The sequence below is a fragment of the Nonomuraea harbinensis genome, assembly GCF_019396385.1.
GTDB classification, from domain to species: Bacteria; Actinomycetota; Actinomycetes; order Streptosporangiales; family Streptosporangiaceae; genus Nonomuraea; species Nonomuraea ferruginea.
In genome coordinates, this window is the sequence record NZ_JAHKRN010000001.1 from 261,142 (window position 1) to 282,186 (window position 21,045).

Sequence of the window (21,045 nt, forward strand, 5' to 3'; positions counted from 1 at the left end):
TCTAGGCCGCCCCCGCTTCTCACGCGAGCATCGCCTTCAGCAGCTGCTGGCTCACCTTCAGCGACGGTGTACGGGGGAGCGCGTCCACCGCCAAGAACCGGACCGGCACCTGGTAAGGCGTCAGCCGGGCGCGCGCCCAGGTCTCCAGCTCGGCCGGGTCGAAGGCGGCGCCGTCGGCCACCTCGACGGCCGCGACCGGCACCTCGCCCAGCCGGACGTCGGGCAGACCGACCACGGCGGCGTCCCGTACCGAGGGGTGACCTTTCAGGACCTCGGCCACCGCGCCCGCCGACACCTTGAACCCGCCCCGGATGATCACGTCGTCGGTCCGGCCGACGACCCACAGGAAGCCGTCCTCGTCGACCCGGGCCAGGTCGGTGGTCTCCTGCCAGCGGTCGGGGTCCGGCGACTGCGGTGTCCGCACGTCCAGCCGGCCGACCTCGCCCGGCGGCACCGGCTCGCCGGTCTCGGGGTCGCGCACCCGTACGTCCACGCCGGGATGCACGCGGCCCACGCTGCCGCGCTTGTCGTCGCGGTGGCGCTCCCAGTCCTTCATGGTCCAGCCCGCGATCCCGCCGGCGAACTCGGTCGCCCCGTACATGACCAGGACCGCGACGTCGTAGGCGTACTCGAACCGGCGCGCCAGCTCCGGCCGGAGCGGCGCGGTGCCGCACACGACGGCGCGGACCCTGGCGAACACCTGAGGGTCCACCCCGGCGTCCAGGACCATCCGCAGCGAGGTGGGCGTGAGCGCCAGCACCCGCGCGTCGTACGCGGTGACCAGCCGCACCAGGCCGTCCACCGTGAACCGCTCCAGCATCGCCACGCTCCGGCCTTCGAGCAGGTTGAGCAGGAGGCGGAACAGCCCGCTGGTGTGCAGGACGGGCGCGACCAGGATGGCCACCCCGGAGCGCAGCCGGGGCTGCCACGGCCTGCCCGACTCGTAGTGCGCGGTGCCCGCGAAGCTGGCCGCCAGGTTGCGGTAGCCGATGGGGACGCGCTTGGGCGGGCCGGTCGTGCCGCTCGTCAGCATGCTCACCGCCACCCCCGGCTGCGCCCGCGCCGCGACCACGCCGGGGTCCAGCGCGCACCCGGTGACCACGGTGTACGCGGCCGGCTCGTACGCGGGCACGGACAGCCCGAGCACGCCGGCCGAGCGGGCGGCCGCCCGCAGGCTCTCCGGCTCCCAGTCGGCCGGGTCGGCGACCACCGCCACCAGGTCCAGTTCGCGGACGTCCCGGGCCAGCGCCTCGGCGGGCTGGAGGTGGCTGAGCGAGACGATGCCGTACCGCCCGGCCAGTGCCCCGATCACCGCGCCGACGACCCCCGGGCGGTTGCGCATCACCACGCCCACCCGCGCGCCCTCCGGCGCCCCGATCGACCGCAGCCGCTCGTCCAGCGCGCGGGCGCCCGCGGCCAGGTCGCCCCAGGCGCACCACCGGCCGTCCAGTTCCAGCGCCCGCGCAGCGGGGTCGACGCCCAGGACCGCACGCAGCCGCTCCGGCAGGTCGAGATCCGTCATGTCGTTGTCTGTCCTCTCAGCACAAGGCCCCACTCGGCGAACACCCCGTCCAGCGCGGCGACGAAGGCCAGCGGCTGGTCGAGCATGACGTGGTGACCGCAGTCGGCGATCTCGACGACCGGCAGCGAGACGCCCAGCCGCCGGTGCATGGCGGCGGTCATCTCCGGCGGCGGCAGCCCGTCACGGGCCCTCATGAGCGCGACCGGGCAGTCCGGCGGGAACAGCTCTTCCATGGTGAGCCTGGGCTGGCCGAACAGGAGCGGGTCGAACTTCCACGTCCAGCCGCCCTCGACGGCCCTGACGGAGGTCTCGGCGAGATGGTCCACGACGAACCGGTGCGCCCGCCCCACCTCCGGGATCGGATGGAAGCGCGCCACCGCCTCCTCCCTGGTCGGGTAGAGGCGCGGCCGCCGCAGCGCCTCCTGCCGCCGCGCCACGTGCGCCGGGGTGTCGGCCTCCTCGCGCAGGACCGAGTCCACGCTGACCACGCCGCCGAGTTCGGGCCCGTACGAGAGAGCCGCGCGGAGGCAGACCAGCCCGCCCATGCTGTGCCCGACGAGCACCGGGGGGCCCGTGATCCCGGCGTCGGCCGCGACCGCCAGCACCTGCTCGGCCCAGGTGTCGTGGCCGTAGCGCGGGGCGTGGCCGCTGTCGCCGTGACCGGACAGGTCGAGGGCGACGGCCCGGTGGCCGCCGGCGTACAGCGGCGCGATGTGGTCCCACCACCTGCTGTGGGCCGCGCCGCCGTGCACGAACACGATGCCGGGGCGTCCCGCCGCGCCCCAGGCCCGGTAGCGGATGGGCACGCCGGCGACGGTCACCTCGCCGGTGTCGACCGGATGGGCGAGCGCGTCGCGGAACCAGGAGGGGATCACGGGCTCAGTATCCGCGCGCCAGGTCGACCGGGTTGACCACCGGTTCGCCCCGCTCGACCCGTTCCAGGTTGCGGGCGAACAGCTCGACCACCTGCCTGCCGTAGCCGGGGGAGCTCCACGAGACGTGCGGGGTGAGGATGGCGCCGGGCGCGTCCCACAGCGGGCTGACGGGCGGCAGCGGCTCCTTCTCGAACACGTCGAGCGCGGCGCCGCCGATCGAGCCCGCGCGCAGCCGGGCGGCCAGCTCGCGCTCGTCCACCACCTCGCCGCGCGACACGTTGACGATCAGGCACGACGGCCGGCACCGGTCCAGGACCTTCCCGTCCAGCAGGTGGCGGGTCAGCGGGGTCGCCGGGACGGCCAGGACGATGGCGTCGGCCCGCCCGGCCAGCTCGGCGAAGCGCCCGGCGGGATGCGTCTCGTCGAACTCCGGCACCGGGTCCGGGCCGTTGCGCACCCCGATCACGTCCATGCCCAGCGCCTTGGCGCGGCGGGCCACCTCGCGCCCCACCGGCCCCGCCCCCGCCACCAGGAGGGCCCCCCCGGACAGGACGACGGGATGATGCGGCTCCCACGCCCGAGACCGCTGGCTGGCCAGCACCTCGGGCAGCCGCTTGGCCAGCGCGAGGAGCATGGCCACGGCGAACTCGGCCATCGCCGGCGCGGACAGCCCCTTGGCGGCGGCCACCCGCACGTCCGGCGACAGCCCGGCCGCCGGGAGGATGCTGTCGGCCCCCGAGCCCACGAGGTGGATCAGCCGCAGCCGGCGGGCCACGGACCAGTCGGGCACCCGCATCCCCAGCCCCAGCACGGCTTCCACCCGGTCGAGCTCGGCGAGGAAGCTCTCCGGCGTGCGGCAGGCCACCACCTCACGGTCCCCGAGCACGGCTCCCGCCCGGGACACGGCGTCCACGGCGAACCTGCCGTAGCAGTGCACCGTGCCGATCCTGCCCGCCCGCATACCACTCCTAACGTCGAATCATTACTATAATAAAAGAAAAGACCCGGCCCTTGGAAGAGGGCCGGGCCGTGCGGGCGGTCACTTGCGGTTGTAGAGCCTCATGGTCAGCGCGCCGAAGACGGCGACGAAGAGGGCGGAGGCCACCAGCACCCCGGTGACGGCGCCGGTGTCGGGGGCGCCGCCCATCAGGGAGCGGACCGCCGAGACCAGCAGGGTGATCGGGTTGACGTTCACGAAGGACTGCAGCCAGCCCGGCATCGTCGACGGGTCCACGTACACGTTGCTGAGGAACGTGAGCGGGAACAGCACCAGCATGCTGACCCCCATCACCGACTTCTCGCTGCGCAGCAGCAGCCCGAACATCGTCCACACCCACGAGAACGCGAACGAGAAGACCAGCAGCAGCGCGATCCCGGCGATCACCCCCACGAAACCGCCCTCCGGACGGAAGCCCATGACCAGGCCGACGCAGAGGATGACCACCGAGGCCATGATGTAGCGCAGCATGTCGCCCAGCAGGTAGCCGACCATGGTCGACGGCCGCCAGATCGGCAGGGTGCGGAACCGGTCGAAGACGCCCTTCTCGATGTCCTTGTTCACTTCGACACCGGTGTACATGGTGATCATCACGACGCTCGTCACCATGATGCCCGGCAGCAGGAACTGCAGATACTCGGTCGGCGAGCCGGCCAGCGCCCCGCCGAACAGGTACGTGAACATCAGCGTCATCATGATCGGGAACGCGGTCACGTCGAAGAGCTGCTCGGGCACGTGCTTGATCTTCAGCATCGCCCGCCAGCCGAACGTGACCGACGCCGACAGCGCGCTCGGCCGGGGCGGCCTGGTCGCCGGCGCCAGGACCGAGGAGAGCATGCCGGGGGTGGGAACGTAAGCGGTGGTCTCCGCGGTGGTGGTCATGCCGCTGCCTCCTCGGTGGCGGGGTGGTCGGTGAGTGCCAGGAAGACCTCGTCCAGACTGGGCTGGCCGAGGGAGAAGTCGTCGACGACGATGCCCGCCCCGGCGAGCCGGGCCAGGGCGGCCGAGGCCTGCGCCGCGGCGACCTCGTCCCGGCCGTCGCCGATGCGCGCGGTCAGCGCGACCGGGTCGGCCTCCAGGTGGACGGGCGCGTCCAGGGCCTCGGCGAGCAGCCGCTCGGCCTCCGGGCGGTCGGCGGCCTCGCGCAGCCGCACGTGCACGGAGCCCGCGCCGACGGACGACTTCAGCTCGCCCGGGGTGCCTTCCGCGATCAACCGGCCGTGGTCGATGACCGCGATCCTGGACGCGAGCCGGTCGGCCTCCTCCAGATACTGGGTGGTGAGCAGCACCGTGGTGCCGTGCGCGACGACGACGCGCACGATGTCCCACACCTGGTTGCGGCTGCGCGGGTCGAGCCCGGTGGTGGGCTCGTCGAGGACGAGCAGGTCCGGCGTGCTGAGGATGCTGGCGGCGATGTCGAGCCGCCGCCGCATGCCGCCGGAGTACGTCTTGACCTGCCGCCCGGCGGCGTCCGTCAGCCCGAACGCCTCCAGCAGCTCGGCCGCCCTGTCCCTGGCCGCGGGCTTGCGGTGGCCGAGCAGCCGGGACAGCAGGATGAGGTTCTCCGCCCCGGTCATCTCCTCGTCGACCGACGCGTACTGTCCGGTCAGGCTGACGCGGGAACGGACCGCGTCGGCCTCGCGCACCACGTCGTGCCCGAACACGGTGGCCTCGCCGCCGTCGGGCCGCAGCAGCGTGGCGATCATGCGTACGGCGGTGGTCTTGCCGGCCCCGTTGGGTCCGAGTACCCCGTACACGGCGCCGGCCGGCACCTCCAGGTCGAGTCCGTCCACGGCGCGGGTCTCGCCGAAGACCTTCACCAGTTTCGATAGCCGAATCGCCGGCTCGTTCATGGGCTTCCTCTCAAGAGACGTACGGATGGGCGAGGCGCGCGTCCCGCAGCGCGCGGCCCCACCAGGTCAGCTGGTCGAGCATGGTGGCGACGGCGCGGAGCCTGCCGTCGGTGTCGCGGGGGCACCCGTCACCGTCGGCGTCGGCGAGCAGGTCGAGCCCGACCCAGTCGCGGACGGTGACGGCGTGCAGGGCGCCGAAGACGGTGCGGAGCTGCTCGACGGCGTAGAAACCGGTCGAGCCGCAGCCGTAGGAGACGAAGCCCACCGGCTTGGCGTGCCACTCGTCGTAGGCGTAGTCGATCGCCTGCTTGAGCGGGGCGGGGAAGCTGCGGTGGTACTCCGGGGTGACGACCACGAACGCGTCCGCGCTCCCCACCGCCGCGGTGAACTCCCGCATGGCAGGGGTCGCCGTTCCTGGATAGCTGCCGGGGAACGCGTACCCGGCCAGGTCGAGCACCTCGACCGCGACATCGGCGCGCCCGCGGGCCAGTCCGGCGAACCACCGGCCGACCGTGTCGCAGGCGCGGCCGTCCCGGGTGCTGCCCAGGATCACCGAGACGCCCAGCATCGCCTTCTCCTCTCTCGCCGCCGTCACCTGTGAGGCGCGAGAAACCCGCTAGATCGGATCTAGCGGGGAACTCGTCCGGGATTGCCGGACAGTACGGCGTATGGATGTGATGCGGACCCGCATACGGGACGGCGATCAACGAGCGTTCGAGGAGCTTTTCGACCAGTACGCCAGAAGCGTCTACAACCACGCCTGGCGCCTGACCGGCGACTGGTCGGTGGCCGAGGACGTGGTGTCGCTGACCTTCCTGGAGGCGTGGCGGTCACGGGAGCGGCTCACACCGGACGGGGGCTCACTGCGGCCCTGGCTGCTCGGGGTGGCCACCCACGTGACGCGCAACCTGCGGCGAACCAGGCGGCGCCACGAGGACGTCATGGCCAGGATGCCCCGTGCCGACGCCGTCCCCGATTTCGCCGACGAGCTGGTCGGTCAGCTCGCCGACCAGGAGCGGCTGGCCGAGGTGCGCGAGGCGATCGGCCGCCTGCGCGCACACGAGCAGGACGTGCTGCTGCTGTGCGCCGGGGCCGGGCTCGACTACGCCGAGGCGGCCGAGGCGCTGGGCATCCCGATCGGCACTGTCAGATCCCGGTTGTCCCGGGCCAGGAAAAAGTTGGAACTGGCCCTGTCCCGACGACAGATAGATGGTGACCGCGGCACCGCGGTCCGGCCCGTCAAGGAGAGCACCCGATGAACATCTTCCCGCAGGAACGGGACCTTCCCGAGGGCCGTCACCAACTGCTCAAGGAGTTCGTGATGACCTCTCTTCAGGACCAGCCCAAGGCGCCTCGCAAGCTGCTTCGCGCCGGCGTGCTGGCCCCCGCGCTGGGACTGGCCGCCGCGGCCGCGGTGGCGCTCCCGCTGCTGTTCGGCGGCGCCCCCGCGTACGCGGTGGCCGAGAACCCCGACGGCACCGTGACCATCACCATCAACGAGGCCAAGGACCCCGAGGCTCTGGAGGCCGAGCTGAGGGGGATGGGCCACGACATCGTCGTCGACTACCTGCCCGCCGGCAAGAAGTGCGCCACCCGTCCGCGCGGCGAGAACTGGCTGCCGAAGGAGGAGGCCCCGCTCGCCGTCTTCCCGCCCACCATCGAGACGCACGGCTTCCAGATCGACCCGTCACAGATCAAGCCCGGCCAGACCGGCGTGCTGGAGTTCGCGGTGAACGACAACCCCGAGGCGGGCGGCGTCGTGGCGGCGATCTGGGCGCGGGTCTCCGACGGCCCCGTGGCGCCGTGCGACCTGGTCGACGGCGACGCACCGCTCGGCGACTCCTAGCGGAGCCCTCGCTCAGGTGTACGTGACCTCCAGCATGACGCTGGTGCCGTCGCCGTCGCTGTGGATGCTGAGCCGGCTGGCGCCGTGCCTGGCCAGCAGCAGGCCCCGGCCGTTGGCGCTGGTGGACGGCGGCGGCTGCGCCCGCTCCCGGCCGGGGGGCAGGCCGCGGCCCCGGTCGGTGACCTCGCAGTAGAGCCGGTCGGCGCCCTTCCACAGGGTCAGCCGGCCGTGCCCGCCGCCGTGCCGTACGGAGTTGGTGGTGATCTCGTTGACCGCCACCACGAACCGGTACAGCGCCAGCCCGGCCAGCCCCTCCTCCTCGCTGTGCCGTTCCACCTCCCGGCGCAGGCTGATCAGGGACTCCAGATCGAAGTCGCGGCTGAGCAGCGTCTCCAGCTCCTCAGCCATGGGCGCCTTCCGGGGAGAGGGGCAGCCGGCGGGCGGCGAGCACACAGGTGTCGTCTTCCGGGTTGGCGTCGGGAAGCTGGGCTATCACGTCGGCGACCGGCTGCCGGCTGCGCCGGGTGAAGGTCCTGTCGAGGGTCTCGATCACGGGGGCGAGCCCCTCGCGCAGCGTCTTGTCCCGCCGCTCGACCATGCCGTCGGTGTAGAGCAGCAGCAGGTCGCCCGGCGCGATGGTGACGGCGGCGGTGCCGTAGGCGGCGGCGGGCACGGCGCCGAGCACCGAGCCGTCCGGGCGGTCCAGCTCGATGGTGTGCCCGCCCCGGCTGTGCAGCGGCGGCGGGTGCCCGGCCTGCGCCCAGCGCAGCTCGCCGGTCTCCGGCAGGTAGCGGGCCACCACCGCGGTGGCCGTGCTCGTCCCGGTGCCTCCCATGTACAGCAGGCGGTTGAGGTGGCCGAGCAGCTCGGCCGGTTCGCTCGTGGTGGTGACGGCCAGCGCCGCCAGCGCGTGCCGGAGCTGCGCCATGCAGGCCGCCGCGCGCACCCCGTGACCCGCGACGTCGCCGATGGCGAGCACCACGCTGCCGTCGCCCGCCTGCGCCGCGTGATACCAGTCGCCGCCGACCCGCTCCGCCTGCACGGCGGGCAGGTAGCGGACCGCCACCCGCAGCCGCGGCAGGTCGATCGGCTCGGTCGGGATGGGCAGCACGATCTGCTGGAGGGTGACGGCGAGCCGGTGCTCGGCCTCCAGGTTCCGCTGGTGCTCGCGCAGCTCCTGCTCGACCTTGGACAGCTTGGCCCGGGTGGTCTCGCGCGCGGTGACGTCCTGGATGACGCCGAAGATCTTGGCCGGCCGGCCCTCGGCGTCGCGTACCGCGTCGGCGACCATGCGCAGGTGCTTGACCCGGCCGCCGATCCTGACCCGGTAGGTGAGGTCGATGGTCTTGCCCCGGCTGAAGTCCTCGGCCGCCTGCGCCCGCAGCGGCATGTCCTCCTCGACCGTGAGGGTGTCGAGCACGTCGCGGGGCAGCGGACCGCTCGCGGGGTCGCGCTCGTACACGCGGTAGAGGCCAGGCGACCAGTCCACCTCGCCGGTGACCAGGTCCCACTCGCCCCACCCGAGGTTGCCCAGCCGCTCGGTCTGCGCCGCGCGCTCCTCCAGCCGGCTCTGCACGTCGTGCCTGACCCAGCTGTTGATCACACCGGGGCCCACCGGCCTGATCTGCACCGAGATGGTCATCTCGGCCGGCGCCCGCGCCGCCACGCTCACGTACGGGATGGGGCCGACCTGGCGCGGCATCCCGTCGGCGAGACACCGCTCCCACGCGTCCCACACGGGGCCGCCCACGAGCGTGGGGTAGACCTCGCTGAGCCGCAGGCCGACGATCTCCGAGCCGCGCCGTCCCGAGATGTCCACCAGCTCCGGGCCCGCCGCCATGAACAGGTAGTCCTCGACGCTCCCGTCCTCGGCGCGTACCGGCATCAGCACCGTGTGGTTGCCGGCCACGCCGTCCAGGACCTGCTGGGCGATGCGCGCCCAGTCGCCCGTCTGCGGCGGCTGCCGCAGCGGCCGCAGCGCCGACGCCACGGTGGCGCGCAGCCGCTCGGGCCCCTCATCGGAGTGCCCCTCCAACGCCGCCACCACCTCGGCGGCCAGCTCGGACACGTCGCGCCCCTGGTCGGCGGCGAGCCCGCGCAGGTACGCGTGCGCCTCGGCGATGCGGCACGAGGTGCGCCCGGCGAGGATCCCGGCGGCCCGTTCCAGCGCCAGCGCGTGATCGCCGCGAACCCGCCCCAGCCGCGCGTCGAGATCGGCCAGGCGGTCGAAGTAGTTCTGCGAGGGCTCCATCGGTTGTTCAGGACCGTCCATGTCACGGCCACCCGACCCGGCCGGACGGCGGCCTGCTCCTTTGTCCCGGCATATCGCTGTCTATCACCCGTAAGAAGGGGCCGCCAGCGTATCGGCCGCCTCAGTCCTGTCACGGGGACCGGCCACGACGGCTTGTAGCATGACACGCCGAACAGAGACCCACCTCCTTGGAGTGCCGATGCGGCGGCCGGTCCAGCTCGTGATCGTCCTGACGGTCTTCATCGACCTGCTGGGGTTCACGGTGATCCTGCCGTCGTTGCCGTTCTTCGCCGCCGACCTGGGCGCCACCGGCATCCTGTACGGGTTCACCGTGACGGCCTACTCGGTCGCGCAGTTCCTGGCGGCGCCCCTGCTCGGCCGGCTCTCCGACCTGTACGGGCGGCGCCCCGTCCTGCTGCTTGCCCTCGCCGGCTCCGCCCTGTCGCTGGCCCTGTCCGGCGCGGCCACCTCGCTGGGCTGGCTCATCGCCGCCAGGGCGCTGGCCGGGGCCTTCGGCGGCAGCATCTCGGTCGCCCAGGCATACCTCGCCGACGCCGTGCCGGAGGAACGCCGCACGGCCGCGATGGCGCGGCTCGGCATGGCCATCGGCACCGCGTTCGTGGCCGGCCCCGCGCTGGGGGCGGTGCTCGCCCCGTGGGGCTTCCAGGCCTCCGCGTACGCCGCCGCGGCGCTCGCCGCCGCCAACCTGGTCGCGGCCTGGTTCCTGCTCCCCGAGCCGCCCGGACGCCTTGCCGCCCCCGGCCGCACCGGCCCGCCGGGGACCGGCGTGCTGCTTCTGTCCGGGACGGGCTTCCTGACCATGGCGGCGTTCGTCGGCATGGAGACCACGCTCGCCTTCCTCGGCAGAGACAGGTACGGCTGGGGGCCCGAGGCGATCGGCCTGGCCATGGCCGCCGCCGGCCTCTCCATGGCGGCCGTCCAGGCAGGGCCGGTCACGCTGCTGGCCAGACGGTGGGGCGACGCCAGAGTGGCGGCGGCCGGGGCGGTGGTGATGGCGGCCTGCCTGCCGGTCGTCCCCGCGGGCCCCGCCTGGCTGTGTGTGCTCGCCGTGTGCGTCCTGTCGGCCGGGAACGGCCTGGTCACCCCCACCGTGGCCAGCCTCCTCGCGGCGGCGGGCCCACCGGACCGCCGTGGCGCCCGCCTGGGCGCCGGCCAGTCGGCGAGCGCCTTCGCCAGGATCGTGGGACCGGCGGGCGCGGGGGTGCTGTTCGACGCGGGAGTGGCGCTGCCTTACGTGGCGGGGGCGGGGCTGGCGGGGCTGGCGGCGGTTACGGTGCTGGCGGCACGGAACACGGACGCGCTTTCCGTGGGCCAACAGGACTCGTGACGGTATCAAGCTGAGGGCCGGGGAGACGAACTCGGTCTGTTGCTGATGCGCTACTCTGCGCAGTTCCACGCTCGCGTGGCACCGTGTCCGGTTTGGGGTGACGGGTTCTCGGCCGGAGCGAGGGTGATCCTTGACCGGGCGGCATGTTTGTCCACAGGCATGGCATGCCTTGAAGGGCCTGAGAAGTGGTGTCCCGGAAATCGAGGTCGGGAATTTCCGGTCTTTCAAGATCGTATGTAGGCGAACTGGACGACTTTTGTGAAGGATTTGCGGGGAATAGAGCACGACTATTCCTGATGCCGGAGAGAAGTCAAAGTCTCTTTCGACAGATGTGTTTGGGGGGATTCCTGGGTATATCGGTGCTACCGTCCGAAAAAGACGGTTCGAATCCGATCGGGGGAGGCAGAAATGGCTCTGACGAGTGGATGCGGAAGGCGAGGCTGCTGCAGAAGGCGTAGGTGCTGCGGCGGCTGTCGCTGCTACCGATGCTGCCGTAGGTGGTGGTGTTGGTAGTGGAAAGTCGGGAGGGCCGGCGGGTTACCCGTCGGCTCTCCCTCCAATTCTCCGATCGGGGCGAGCGGGGGATGCTGGCGCCGACGGTGACGTTGCGCCGGACATTTCGGGAATTCTGGCCCGATACCCGTGGGCTGCGCTGGTTCTTCGCGGCCGGGGTGCTCTTCGCGGTGCTGGCCTCCCTCTGTGAGGTGGCCGCCATCCGGTTGTTCGGCTACATCACCGACGAGGTGCTCGCCACCCGCGACATGACGTCGTTCTGGACGCCGGCGTTCGCCTGGCTGGGGCTGGCGGCCGTGGCCGCCGTGGCGTCGATCGGGGGCGCGTACGCGACGGCGGTGGGAGCCGAGCGGTTCCTGCTGCGGCTGCGTGACCGGGTGTTCGCGCACCTGCAGAAGCTGTCGCCGGACTTCGCCGAGAACCGCCGTCTGGGCGACCTGATGGCGCGGCTGACCGACGACATCGCGGCCATCCAGGAGCTGATGGGCTCGGGGCTGGTCAAGCTGCTGACGACGGTGACGAGTGCCATCTTCTTCGCGGGGGCGGCGTTCCTCATCCGCTGGGACCTGGCGCTGATCACGATCGCGCTGTTCCCGGCCTTCCTGATCGCCTCGAAGGTGTTCGCGTCCCGGTTCCGGACGGCCTCTGCCAGCGAGCGGGCCAGCAACGGCGACATGAACAGCGTCATCGAGGAGGGCCTGGCCAACCAGGCGCTGGTGCACGCGTACAACCGTGAGGAGACCGAGTCGCGGCGGCTGCACCGCGCGGGACGCCGCTGGCTGTACGCGAACCTGCGGCAGGCGTGGCTCTCGGGCGTGTACGGGCCGCTGATGCAGGTGCTGGAGACCGTCTGCCTGATCGTCATACTCGGCGTGGGCGCCTGGGAGATCACCACGGGCCGGCTCACGCTCGGCGGGCTGCTGGCCTTCGCCGCGTACCTGGCCATGCTCTACCCGGCGGTGCAGAACCTGGGGGAGATCGCGCTCACCGTGTCGGAGGCGGCCGCCGGTTCCGACCGGGTCATCGAGGTGCTCAAGGTGCGGCCCGCGGTGACCGACCGGGAGGACGCGAAGCCGCTGCCGGGCCGCAGCCGCGGGCGGATCGCGTTCGACGGCGTCACCTTCACCTATCCGGGTCGCAGGCGGCCCACGCTGGTGGACCTCTCGTTCGCCGTCGAGCCCGGCGAGCTGGTCGTGTTCACCGGGCCGAGCGGCGCGGGCAAGTCGACGCTGGCCAAGCTGCTGCTGCGGTTCTACGACCCGGAGTCGGGGCGCGTGCTGCTGGACGGTTCGGACATCCGGGATCTGACCACGGAGTCGCTGCGCGACAACATCACGATCCTGCACCAGGAGACGCTGCTGTTCTCGGGGTCGGTACGCGACAACATCGCCTACGGGCGGCCGGACGCCTCGACCGACGAGGTGATCAAGGCCGCCGTGCTGGCCGGGGTGCACGACTTCGTGCGAAGCCTGCCGCACGGCTACGACAGCGCGGTGGGCCAGCGCGGCCGGCTGCTGTCGGGCGGGCAGCGGCAGCGGCTGGCGATCGCCAGGGCGATCCTGCGCGACGCCCCGGTGCTGGTGCTGGACGAGCCCATGACCGGGCTGGACGAGGCCACGGTCGCCCGCGTGATGGAGCCGCTGCGCCGGCTGATGACGGGCCGCACCACCATCATGATCACCCACGACCTGCGGCACGTCCCTGAGGACGCCCGGGTGATCGACCTGGAGCCCGTGGCGCCGCGCAGCCCGATCAAGTTCAGGCGGTGGGCCTCCGGCACTGATATGTCGGTCCGCTGACGTACCGTGTGCTGGTGCGTGAGGACGGGTACGAGCTGGAGTTCGAAGACACCTTCGACGACGACGAGCTGGACGCGCGCAGGTGGGTGGCGCGCTACCTGCCGCAGTGGACCACCGGCGACCGCTCGCCGGCCCGTTACCGCACCGGCGGCGGGCGGCTGCGCCTGCTGATCGAGGAGGACCAGCCGCCGTGGAGCCCCGAGCTGGAGGGCGGCCTGCGTGTTTCGTCGCTGCAGACCGGCGTGTTCGCGGGCCCGGTCGGCAGCTCGGTCGGCCAGCACGGGCGCGGCGCCGCCGTGGTCCGCGAGGCCCAGGCGAACGTCCGCCTCTACACCCCTCATTACGGGCTGATCGAGATGCGGGCCAAGGTCACCGACGACCCGCGCGCCATGTGCGCGCTCTGGATGATCGGATACGAGGACGCTCCGGAGCGCTCGGCCGAGATCTGCGTCTGCGAGATCTTCGGCCGCGACGTCGGCCCGGACTCGACGGGCGTCGGCATGGGCGTGCACCCGTTCGGCGACCCCGCCATCACCGACGACTTCACCCGCGAGACGCTGCCCATCGACGCCCGCGACTTCCACACCTACGCGGCGGAGTGGACGCCTGACCGCGTGTCCTTCTTCGTGGACGGCGAGCACATCAGGACGGTCCGCCAGTCACCGGCCTATCCGATGCAGCTCATGCTCAACGTCTACGAGTTCCCCGGGCCCGAAAGCGGCCCGTACCCGAAGGAGTTCACCGTCGATCACGTGCGCGGTTACCGGCGGACGTGAATGGGCCGGCCCCGGATCGCGGGGCCGGCCCTTCATCTGTCAGCGGGTCAGCGCAGGCCGTTCCGCATCGCGGTGATCAGTTCCCCGTTGGTCGTGTCACCGCTGAGCTCCCAGAAGAACGCGCCGCCGAGGCCCTGGTTCTTCGAGTAGCCCATCTTGCCGCCGATCGTGGCCGGCGTGTCGTAGCTCCACCACTGGTTGCCGCAGTGCGCGTACGCGGTGCCCGCGACGGTGCCGGTGGCGGGGCAGCGGGTCTTGAGCACCTTGTAGTCCTCGATGCCCGCCTCGTAGGTGCCCGGAGCCGCGCCGGAGGCGGTGCCGCCGGGGGCGGCCTGGGAGACGCCGGTCCAGCCGCGGCCGTAGAAGCCGATGCCGAGCAGCAGCTTGCTCGACGGGATGCCTTTGCTCTTCAGCTTCTGGATCGCGGCGTCGGAGTAGAACCCGGCCGTCGGGATCCCGTTGTAGGAGGTGAGCGGCGAGTGCGGGGCGGTCGGGCCCTGCGCCGCGAAGGCGCCGAAGTAGTCGTAGGTCATGACGTTGTACCAGTCGACGTACTGGGCGGCGCCCGCGTAGTCGGCGGCGTCGATCTTGCCGCCGTTGGTGCCGTCGGCGGTGATGGCGGCGGTCACCAGGTTGCCGGAGCCGAACCGGGCGCGCAGCGCCTGCATCAGGTTCCGGAACGCGGCCGGGCCGCTGGTGTCGCAGGTGAGGCCGCAGGCGTTCGGGTACTCCCAGTCGATGTCGATGCCGTCGAAGACGTCCGCCCAGCGCGGGTCCTCGACCAGGCGGTAGCAGGACTCGGCGAATGCGGCGGGGTTCCGGGCCGCCTGGCCGAAGCCGCCGGACAGGGTCCAGCCGCCGACCGAGAGCAGCACCTTGATGTGCGGGTGCTTCTGCTTGAGCTTGCGCAGCTGGTTGAAGTTGCCGCGCAGGGCTCCGGTGTCCCAGGTGTCGGCGACGCCGTCCACGCTCTCGGCCGCGCTGTAGAAGCGGTCGTAGTCGGCGTAGGTGTCGGTCAGCGCGCAGCCGCCGTTCCGCGCGTCGGCGAAGGCGTAGTTGATGTGCGTGAGCTTGGCCGCCGAGCCGCTGGTGTCGATGTTCTTGACGTGGTAGTTCCGCTGGTAGACGCCCCAGTTGACGAAGTAGCCGAGGACCTTGTCCCCGCCTCCGCCGCCTCCGGTGGAGGTTCTGGCGGTGACGGCGGCGCTGGCGGCGGAGCGGTTGCCGGCGGCGTCGCGGGCGCGGACGGTGTAGGTGTAGCCGGTGTCGGCGTTCAGGCCGGTGTCGGTGTGGGTGGTGCCGGTGACGGTGGTGACGAGGGTGGAGCCTCGGTAGACCTCGTAGCCGGTGACGCCGACGTTGTCGGTGGAGGCGTTCCAGGCGAGGGAGATGCTGGCGCTGGTGACGCCGGTGGAGCGCAGGTTGCCGGGCACCGACGGGGCCTGGGTGTCACCGCCTCCGCCGCCGGTCGGCAGCCACAGCGCCGGCACGTTCGGTGGCTCCCAGCCGGGCTGCGACGTGTGACTCTGACGGCACTCGTACTCGACGCCCTGATAGGTGATCCGGGTGCCCGTGGTGTACGAGGTCCACGGCGCCCACTCGGCGAGCGCGGACATGCCCGAGGAGGAGGCGGAGGCCGTCGCCGGGACGGCGACCAGCACGGTGAGCGGCATGAGTAACGCGGCAAGGATGGCCAGGACTCTGTGTTTCATGATGCTCCGACATCCGGTTGGAGGGGTGAACAGGGGGGTGGGATGGGAGTCGCGCGTCCAGGAAACTATTAGTAAAGTTTCCTTTATATTCGTTCCGAAGATAACCTCTGCCGGAGGCCGTCGTCAAGCAGCCTGCAAGCCGGACGATCGCCTCGTCCGGCACAATCGACGGCATGCCTTCGATCAGCGGCATCCGTCCCCTCCGCGCCAACGACCCCACCCAGATCGCCGGCTACGCGCTGCGGGGGCGCCTCGGCGAGGGCGGGCAAGGGGTGGTGTTCCTCGGCGAGTCGGACTCCGGGCAGCAGGTGGCGGTCAAGCTCCTGCACGCCGACTTCGGCAACGACACCGACGCCCGGCGCTACTTCCACCGCGAGCTGGCCGCGCTCCAGCGGGTCGCGCCGTTCTGCACCGCGCGGGTGCTCGCCGCCGACCCCGAGTCCGACCCGCCGTACGTGATCAGCGAGTACGTGGAAGGCCCGTCCCTGCATGAGGCCGTGCGCGACCGCGGCGTGCTGACCGGCACCGACCTGGACCGGCTGGCCGTGGCCACCGCGACGGCCCTGGGCGCCATCCACGCTGCGGGCATCGTGCACCGCGACTTCAAGCCCGGCAACGTGCTGCTGGCCGCCGACGGCCCACGGGTGATCGACTTCGGCATCGCCCGGCCGTTCGAGGGCACCGCCGCTCCGGCCAGCGGGATCGTCGGCACTCCCGCGTACATGTCGCCCGAGCAGCTGGCGGGGCATCCGGCGGGGGCGCCGCTCGACATGTTCGCCTGGGCGTGCACGATCGCGTTCGCGGCCAACGGGCGCCCGCCGTTCGGGCAGGAGCCGATGCCCGCCGTGATCAACCGGATTCTCAACGGCGAGCCCGACCTGGGCCGGCTGTCGGGACGGCTGCGCGAGTACGTGGCCGCCTGCCTGGTCAAGGACCCGGCCCGACGGCCGACGGCCCAGCAGGCGCTGCTCGGCCTGATGGACAAGCGCCAGGAAGCCTTCCCGACGGCCAGGCCGGGATCCCTCCCGCCGCCGAGCGGCCCGCCGGTGCCGCTACCCCCGCCCGGCTCCACACCCCCGCCCGGCTCCACACCCCCGCCCGGCTCCACACCCCCGCCCGGCTCCACACCCCCGCCCGGCTCCACACCCCCGCCCGGTTCCACGCCCCCGCCCGGGTACGTGAACACCCCGTGGGGGTCCGGGCCGACCGGGTCGCCCACCACCGAGCCCGGCCGCAGGCGCGCCGGGATGGCCATCGGCGCGTCGCTCGTCGCCGCGGCCGTGACGGTGGCCACCGTGGCCGTGACGCTCGTGCTCAACCTGGACCGCCCGGCGACCCCCACCCCCACACCGAGCCCCGGCGGGTCGGCGGCCTCCGGCAGCCCCTCACCGGTCGAGAACCAGATCGCCCGCTCGCCCCGCCTGGGTATCGAGGTGTGGCAGGGCGGCGCGGCGAGCACGATGGCGTTCACCGACGAGGACAAGGAGATCAGCACCGTCTCCATGAAGGCGGAGCCGTTCGAGCTGCGCCTGCCGACGCTCCCGGAGGACACCGCCGCCCAGATCTGCGCCTGGACCGACGACTCGGTCTTCCGCATCGAGCGGGACACCAAGGTCGAGGACCACACCTGCTACAGCCCGGGCACCGGCATCGCCGACTACGAGCACGGGTCGGGCACGCTCTACCTGAACGAGGAGGCCCACAACTACCTGATCGGCGACCGGCTCGCCGAGCACTCGGACACCACGGACAAGGTCCTGTTCTCGACCATCCAGAAGGGGGACGCCACGACCCCGGCCGGCGAGTGGAAGGGCGACCTCCATCTGTCGATCTTCATCGACCGTGACGGCGACAAGCGGTTCGACCTCACCGGCCCGGCCGAGTACGAGTACCTGGTCCTCGACTTCCCGGACTAGGCGCGGGAGCGCTCGCGGCGGGCGCCCGTGGCGCCGATGCCGTGGCGGCCGTAGAAGTCGTCGACCGCCGCCAGCACGCCGTCGATCGTCGCGGGCGCGTACCCGCCGTCCCTGAGATGGCGGTGGTAGCCGTGCGCGGCGCGGATCGCGGCGGACATGTCGCCGAGCGGGTCGTGGCCCAGCACGCCGCGGGCGGAGGCGTCCGCGGTCCAGGTCAGGAAGGCGCGTACCCGGGTGAGGTAGCGGGACTTGCTGGATTCGGCGAGCCGGGCGCCGGCCAGGGCGGCGGCGTAGGCCGTGTACATCCCGTCGTAGGGCGGCGGGAGCCCGGCCTTGATGCGTGCGGTCACGAGCGGTCACTCCTCAACGGTGCGAGGGCCTGCCAGCATGACATCGGCCGGTGGCGGTCCCTCGGTAGGGGCGGGGGTCACCGCCGGGAAGGACTTTGGCCCCTACAGCGCCACCCGGCCCGCGTGCTGCACTGGCCACCATGGGCAGGAGTGTGCACGACGCCCCGCCCGTCCTGATCCAGGGCGGCATGGGCGTGGGAGTGTCAGGATGGCGGCTGGCGCGGGCGGTGTCCCGCGCCGGGCAGCTGGGCGTGGTGTCGGGGACGGCCCTGGACCTCACCCTGGCCCGGCGGCTGCAGCGGGGCGATCCCGGCGGAGACCTGCGCCGGGCGCTGGCCGCCTTCCCGGTGCCCGAGGTGGCCGCGCGGGTGCTGCGGCGCTACTTCGTGTCCGGCGGCATCCCCGAGGGCACGCCGTACCGGCCCGTGCCCCGGCTGGGCCTGCGGCAGAGCCGCGCGCTGGACGAGCTGACCGTGGTGGCCAACTTCGCCGAGGTGTACCTGGCCAAGGAGGGGCATGACGGACTGGTCGGCGTCAACTACCTGGAGAAGATCCAGATGGCCACGCCCGCCGCCGTCTACGGCGCGATGCTGGCCGGGGTCGACTACGTGCTGGTCGGCGCCGGCATCCCGGCGGAGATCCCGCACCTGCTGGACGAGCTGGCCGCGCACCGCCGGGGCGAGGTGGCCGTCACCGTGGCGGACGGCGACCGGCGGCCGGTGGCGGTCGAGCCGAACCGGCTGTTCGGGCGGACGCTCCCGCCGCTGCCGCGGCCCCGGCTGCTCGCGATCGTCTCCTCGCACGTGCTGGCCGCCTACCTGGCCCGCACGCCGCGCACCAGGCCCGACGGGTTCGTGCTGGAGTCGCCGGTGGCGGGCGGCCACAGCGCGCCGCCACGCGGCCGGATGACGCTCGACGAGGCGGGCGAGCCGGTGTACGGGCCGCGCGACGAGGTGGACGTCGCCAAGGTGGCCGCGATCGGGCTGCCGTTCTGGCTCGCCGGAGGCTACGGCACCGCCGACGGCCTGGCCGGGGCGCTGGCCGCGGGCGCGAACGGCATCCAGGTGGGCTCGGCCTTCGCGCTCTGCCGGGAGTCGGGCCTGGACCCGGCGCTGCGGGACCGCCTGCTGCGGGGCGCCGCCGACGGCACCCTCCGGGTGCGCAACGACCCGCTGGCCTCGCCGACCGGCTTCCCCTTCAAGGTCGCCGACGTGCCCGGCACGCTCGCCGACCCGGTGGTCTACGCCGATCGCCCGCGCCTGTGCGATCTCGGTTACCTGCGCACCCCGTACGAGAAGGCGGACGGCGCGATCGGCTACCGGTGCGCGGCCGAGCCGGTCGACGTCTACGTGCGCAAGGGCCGCCCGGCGGAGGAGGCCGAGGAGCGGCGCTGCTTGTGCAACGGGCTGCTCGCGGCCATCGGGCTCGGCCAGCACCGTCCCGACGGCTACGCCGAGCCGCCCCTGCTCACGCTGGGTCAGGACACCGGCTTCCTGGCCGAACTGCCGCGGGACCACTCGGCGGCCGACGTGATCGACCGGATCCTGACGGGAGCGCGGGTGGGGACGGCCTAACCTGTGGGCCATGCGCCTGACCGCTTTCACCGACATCTCGCTGCGGATCGTGATGCGCCTGGCCGTGGAGCGGGGCGACGAGCTGATGACGACGCGGGCCATCTCCGACGTGCTCGCCGTCCCGTACACGCATGCCGCCAAGGCGGTGGCGCGGCTGAGCGAGATGGGGCTGGTGGAGGCCAGGCGCGGGCGCGGCGGCGGGCTGCAGCTCACGGAGCTGGGGCGCGGCGCGTCGGTGGGGTCCGTCGTGCGCGGCCTGGAGGGCGACGGCGAGGTGGTGGGCTGCGAGGACGCGCTGATGCCGTGCCCGCTGCGCGCCGCCTGCCGGCTGCGGGCCGCGCTCCGCGAGGCGCAGGAGGCCTTCTACGCCTCGCTCGACGAGATCACGATCGCCTCGCTGGTGGCGGCGCCCGCCGGGCCGGTGCTGCTGTCGCTGACCGCCCCGCCCGAATGAGGGACCGGGGGACCGCCCACTTAATATGCATCTCAGATTCCAATTATCTGGGAGGTTCCCCCATGCTTTCCGCGGAGAGCGCGGCCGTCGTCCGCGCCACGCTGCCCGTCGTCGGCGAGGCGCTGGACACGATCACCACCAGGTTCTACGAGACGATGTTCGCCGACCGTCCCGAACTGCTCGACGGCCTGTTCAACCGGGGCAACCAGCGCAGCGGCGAACAGCGCAGGGCGCTCGCCGGGTCCATCGCCGGCTTCGCCGCCGCGCTCCTGGAGCACCCGGACGAGCGCCCCGACGCCCTGCTGGCCCGCATCGCGCACAAGCACGCCGCCGTCGGCATCACCGAGGACCAGTACGTGATCGTCCACAAGTACCTCTTCGGCGCCATCGCCGAGGTGCTCGGCGACGCCGTCACGCCCGGGGTCGCCGCCGCCTGGGACGAGGTCTACTGGCTGATGGCCGGCGCGCTGATCGCCATGGAGGCCCGCATCTACGCCGAGGCCGGCGCGCGCGACGGCCGCACCTGGCGGCCCTGGCGGGTCGCCGACCGGCGGGAGGAGACGGCCGACGTCATGTCGCTCGTGCTGGCGCCCGTGGGCGACGAGCCCGTCCAGCCGGCCCTGCCGGGGCAGTACGTCAGCGTCCGGGTGCGCATGCCCGACGGGATCCGGCAGCTCCGGCAGTACACGATCTCCGGCTTCGGCGAGGGCGGGCAGCGCCGCATCACCGTCAAGCGGGTGCGCGGCGAGGGCGCACCCGACGGCGAGGTGTCGAACCTGCTGCACGCCACCGCCAGGCCCGGCGACGAGCTGACCCTGTCGGCGCCGTTCGGCGACGTCGCGCTCGGCGACGGCGACCGGCCGCTGGTGCTCGCCTCCGCCGGGATCGGCTGCACCCCCATCACCGCGATGCTCCAGCACCTGGCGCTCACCGCCGACCGGCGCCGCGTCCTGCTGCTGCACGCCGACCGCTCGGCCGCGCACCACGCGCTCCGCCGCGACATGGAGGAGCTGGCGGACGCGCTGCCCGGCGCCGACCGGGTCTTCTGGTACGAGCACGGCCCCGGCGGCCGGGCCGGCCGGATCGACCTGACCGGGGTGGACGTCCCGGAGAACGCGGTCGCCTACCTGTGCGGACCGCTCGAGTTCATGCGGGACGCGCGGGAGCGGCTGATCGGCGCCGGGGTGGCGCCGCGTGACCTCCACTACGAGGTCTTCGGCCCCGACCTGTGGCTTCCGGCCGCCTGACCAGGGACCAAG

The 21,045-nt window shown here is 72.7% G+C and carries 19 protein-coding genes; 9 read left to right on the forward strand and 10 right to left on the reverse strand.

Annotated elements, in window-relative coordinates; all coding sequences use genetic code 11:
• Positions 1–19 precede the first annotated feature (19 nt).
• The 6 genes from KME79_RS01215 to KME79_RS01240 form a co-directional block, all read right to left on the reverse strand.
• On the reverse strand, positions 20–1,522 hold the full coding sequence (locus KME79_RS01215) for a class I adenylate-forming enzyme family protein (protein WP_219542928.1): 1,503 nt from the start codon (positions 1,520–1,522) through the stop codon (positions 20–22).
• Entirely contained in the window at positions 1,519–2,397 is an 879-nt protein-coding gene (locus tag KME79_RS01220; protein ID WP_219542929.1) for an alpha/beta fold hydrolase, read from the reverse strand. The genes KME79_RS01215 and KME79_RS01220 overlap by 4 nt, the downstream gene beginning before the upstream one ends.
• Positions 2,398–2,401: 4 nt before the next feature.
• On the reverse strand, positions 2,402–3,358 hold the full coding sequence (locus tag KME79_RS01225; protein WP_219542930.1) for a D-2-hydroxyacid dehydrogenase: 957 nt from the start codon (positions 3,356–3,358) through the stop codon (positions 2,402–2,404).
• A gap of 78 nt (positions 3,359–3,436) precedes the next feature.
• A complete protein-coding gene (locus tag KME79_RS01230; RefSeq protein WP_219542931.1) occupies positions 3,437–4,276 on the reverse strand; it encodes an ABC transporter permease in 840 nt (279 codons plus the stop codon).
• Entirely contained in the window at positions 4,273–5,247 is a 975-nt protein-coding gene (locus tag KME79_RS01235; RefSeq protein ID WP_148035394.1) for an ATP-binding cassette domain-containing protein, read from the reverse strand. The genes KME79_RS01230 and KME79_RS01235 overlap by 4 nt, the downstream gene beginning before the upstream one ends.
• Before the next feature lie 10 nt (positions 5,248–5,257).
• Positions 5,258–5,815 carry an NADPH-dependent FMN reductase gene (locus KME79_RS01240; RefSeq protein ID WP_219542932.1) on the reverse strand — a complete coding sequence of 186 codons (558 nt, stop codon included), beginning with the start codon at positions 5,813–5,815 and terminating at the stop codon, positions 5,258–5,260.
• 100 nt (positions 5,816–5,915) lie between these two features.
• Here KME79_RS01240 and KME79_RS01245 point away from each other — a divergent pair, with 100 nt between their 5' ends.
• Positions 5,916–6,506, forward strand: coding sequence for an RNA polymerase sigma factor (locus KME79_RS01245; RefSeq protein WP_219542933.1), 591 nt, complete (start codon positions 5,916–5,918; stop codon positions 6,504–6,506).
• Positions 6,503–7,093 (forward strand): hypothetical protein, encoded by a 591-nt coding sequence (locus tag KME79_RS01250; RefSeq protein WP_219542934.1) that lies wholly within the window; start codon positions 6,503–6,505, stop codon positions 7,091–7,093. Before KME79_RS01245 ends, KME79_RS01250 begins: the two co-directional genes overlap by 4 nt.
• 12 nt (positions 7,094–7,105) lie before the next feature.
• On the opposite strand, the gene KME79_RS01255 is transcribed toward KME79_RS01250, so the two are convergent.
• Positions 7,106–7,501 (reverse strand): ATP-binding protein, encoded by a 396-nt coding sequence (locus KME79_RS01255; protein ID WP_219542935.1) that lies wholly within the window; start codon positions 7,499–7,501, stop codon positions 7,106–7,108.
• On the reverse strand, positions 7,494–9,365 hold the full coding sequence (locus KME79_RS01260; RefSeq protein ID WP_246639055.1) for a SpoIIE family protein phosphatase: 1,872 nt from the start codon (positions 9,363–9,365) through the stop codon (positions 7,494–7,496). The genes KME79_RS01255 and KME79_RS01260 overlap by 8 nt, the downstream gene beginning before the upstream one ends.
• A gap of 178 nt (positions 9,366–9,543) precedes the next feature.
• On the opposite strand from KME79_RS01260, the gene KME79_RS01265 reads away from it, so the two are divergent.
• The 3 genes from KME79_RS01265 to KME79_RS01275 all read left to right on the forward strand — a co-directional run bounded on the left by KME79_RS01265 (position 9,544) and on the right by KME79_RS01275 (position 13,780).
• Positions 9,544–10,692, forward strand: coding sequence for an MFS transporter (locus tag KME79_RS01265; protein ID WP_219542936.1), 1,149 nt, complete (start codon positions 9,544–9,546; stop codon positions 10,690–10,692).
• Between the two features lie 584 nt (positions 10,693–11,276).
• The gene (locus tag KME79_RS01270; RefSeq protein WP_219542937.1) at positions 11,277–13,004 is read left to right on the forward strand and encodes an ABC transporter ATP-binding protein; all 1,728 of its coding nucleotides are present in this window, start codon (positions 11,277–11,279) and stop codon (positions 13,002–13,004) included.
• Positions 13,005–13,018: 14 nt separating this feature from the next.
• Positions 13,019–13,780 (forward strand): glycoside hydrolase family 16 protein, encoded by a 762-nt coding sequence (locus KME79_RS01275; RefSeq protein WP_187281494.1) that lies wholly within the window; start codon positions 13,019–13,021, stop codon positions 13,778–13,780.
• A gap of 47 nt (positions 13,781–13,827) precedes the next feature.
• Here the strand turns inward: KME79_RS01275 and KME79_RS46075 are convergent, their stop codons facing one another.
• Positions 13,828–15,492: a glycosyl hydrolase family 18 protein gene (locus KME79_RS46075; RefSeq protein ID WP_219542938.1), complete on the reverse strand. Its 1,665-nt coding sequence runs from the start codon at positions 15,490–15,492 to the stop codon at positions 13,828–13,830.
• A gap of 173 nt (positions 15,493–15,665) precedes the next feature.
• On the opposite strand from KME79_RS46075, the gene KME79_RS01285 reads away from it, so the two are divergent.
• Positions 15,666–17,408, forward strand: coding sequence for a serine/threonine-protein kinase (locus KME79_RS01285; protein WP_219542939.1), 1,743 nt, complete (start codon positions 15,666–15,668; stop codon positions 17,406–17,408).
• Here the strand turns inward: KME79_RS01285 and KME79_RS01290 are convergent.
• On the reverse strand, positions 17,405–17,758 hold the full coding sequence (locus tag KME79_RS01290) for a hypothetical protein (RefSeq protein ID WP_219542940.1): 354 nt from the start codon (positions 17,756–17,758) through the stop codon (positions 17,405–17,407). The two genes, KME79_RS01285 and KME79_RS01290, sit on opposite strands and share 4 nt — an antisense overlap.
• A 140-nt stretch (positions 17,759–17,898) precedes the next feature.
• On the opposite strand from KME79_RS01290, the gene KME79_RS01295 reads away from it, so the two are divergent.
• From KME79_RS01295 to KME79_RS01305, 3 genes are all read left to right on the forward strand, one after another.
• The gene (locus KME79_RS01295; RefSeq protein WP_219542941.1) at positions 17,899–19,332 is read left to right on the forward strand and encodes a nitronate monooxygenase; all 1,434 of its coding nucleotides are present in this window, start codon (positions 17,899–17,901) and stop codon (positions 19,330–19,332) included.
• Positions 19,333–19,342: 10 nt separating this feature from the next.
• Positions 19,343–19,786 carry an RrF2 family transcriptional regulator gene (locus tag KME79_RS01300; protein WP_219542942.1) on the forward strand — a complete coding sequence of 148 codons (444 nt, stop codon included), beginning with the start codon at positions 19,343–19,345 and terminating at the stop codon, positions 19,784–19,786.
• A gap of 62 nt (positions 19,787–19,848) precedes the next feature.
• On the forward strand, positions 19,849–21,033 hold the full coding sequence (locus tag KME79_RS01305) for a globin domain-containing protein (protein ID WP_219542943.1): 1,185 nt from the start codon (positions 19,849–19,851) through the stop codon (positions 21,031–21,033).
• The last annotated feature ends 12 nt before the right edge of the window (positions 21,034–21,045 follow it).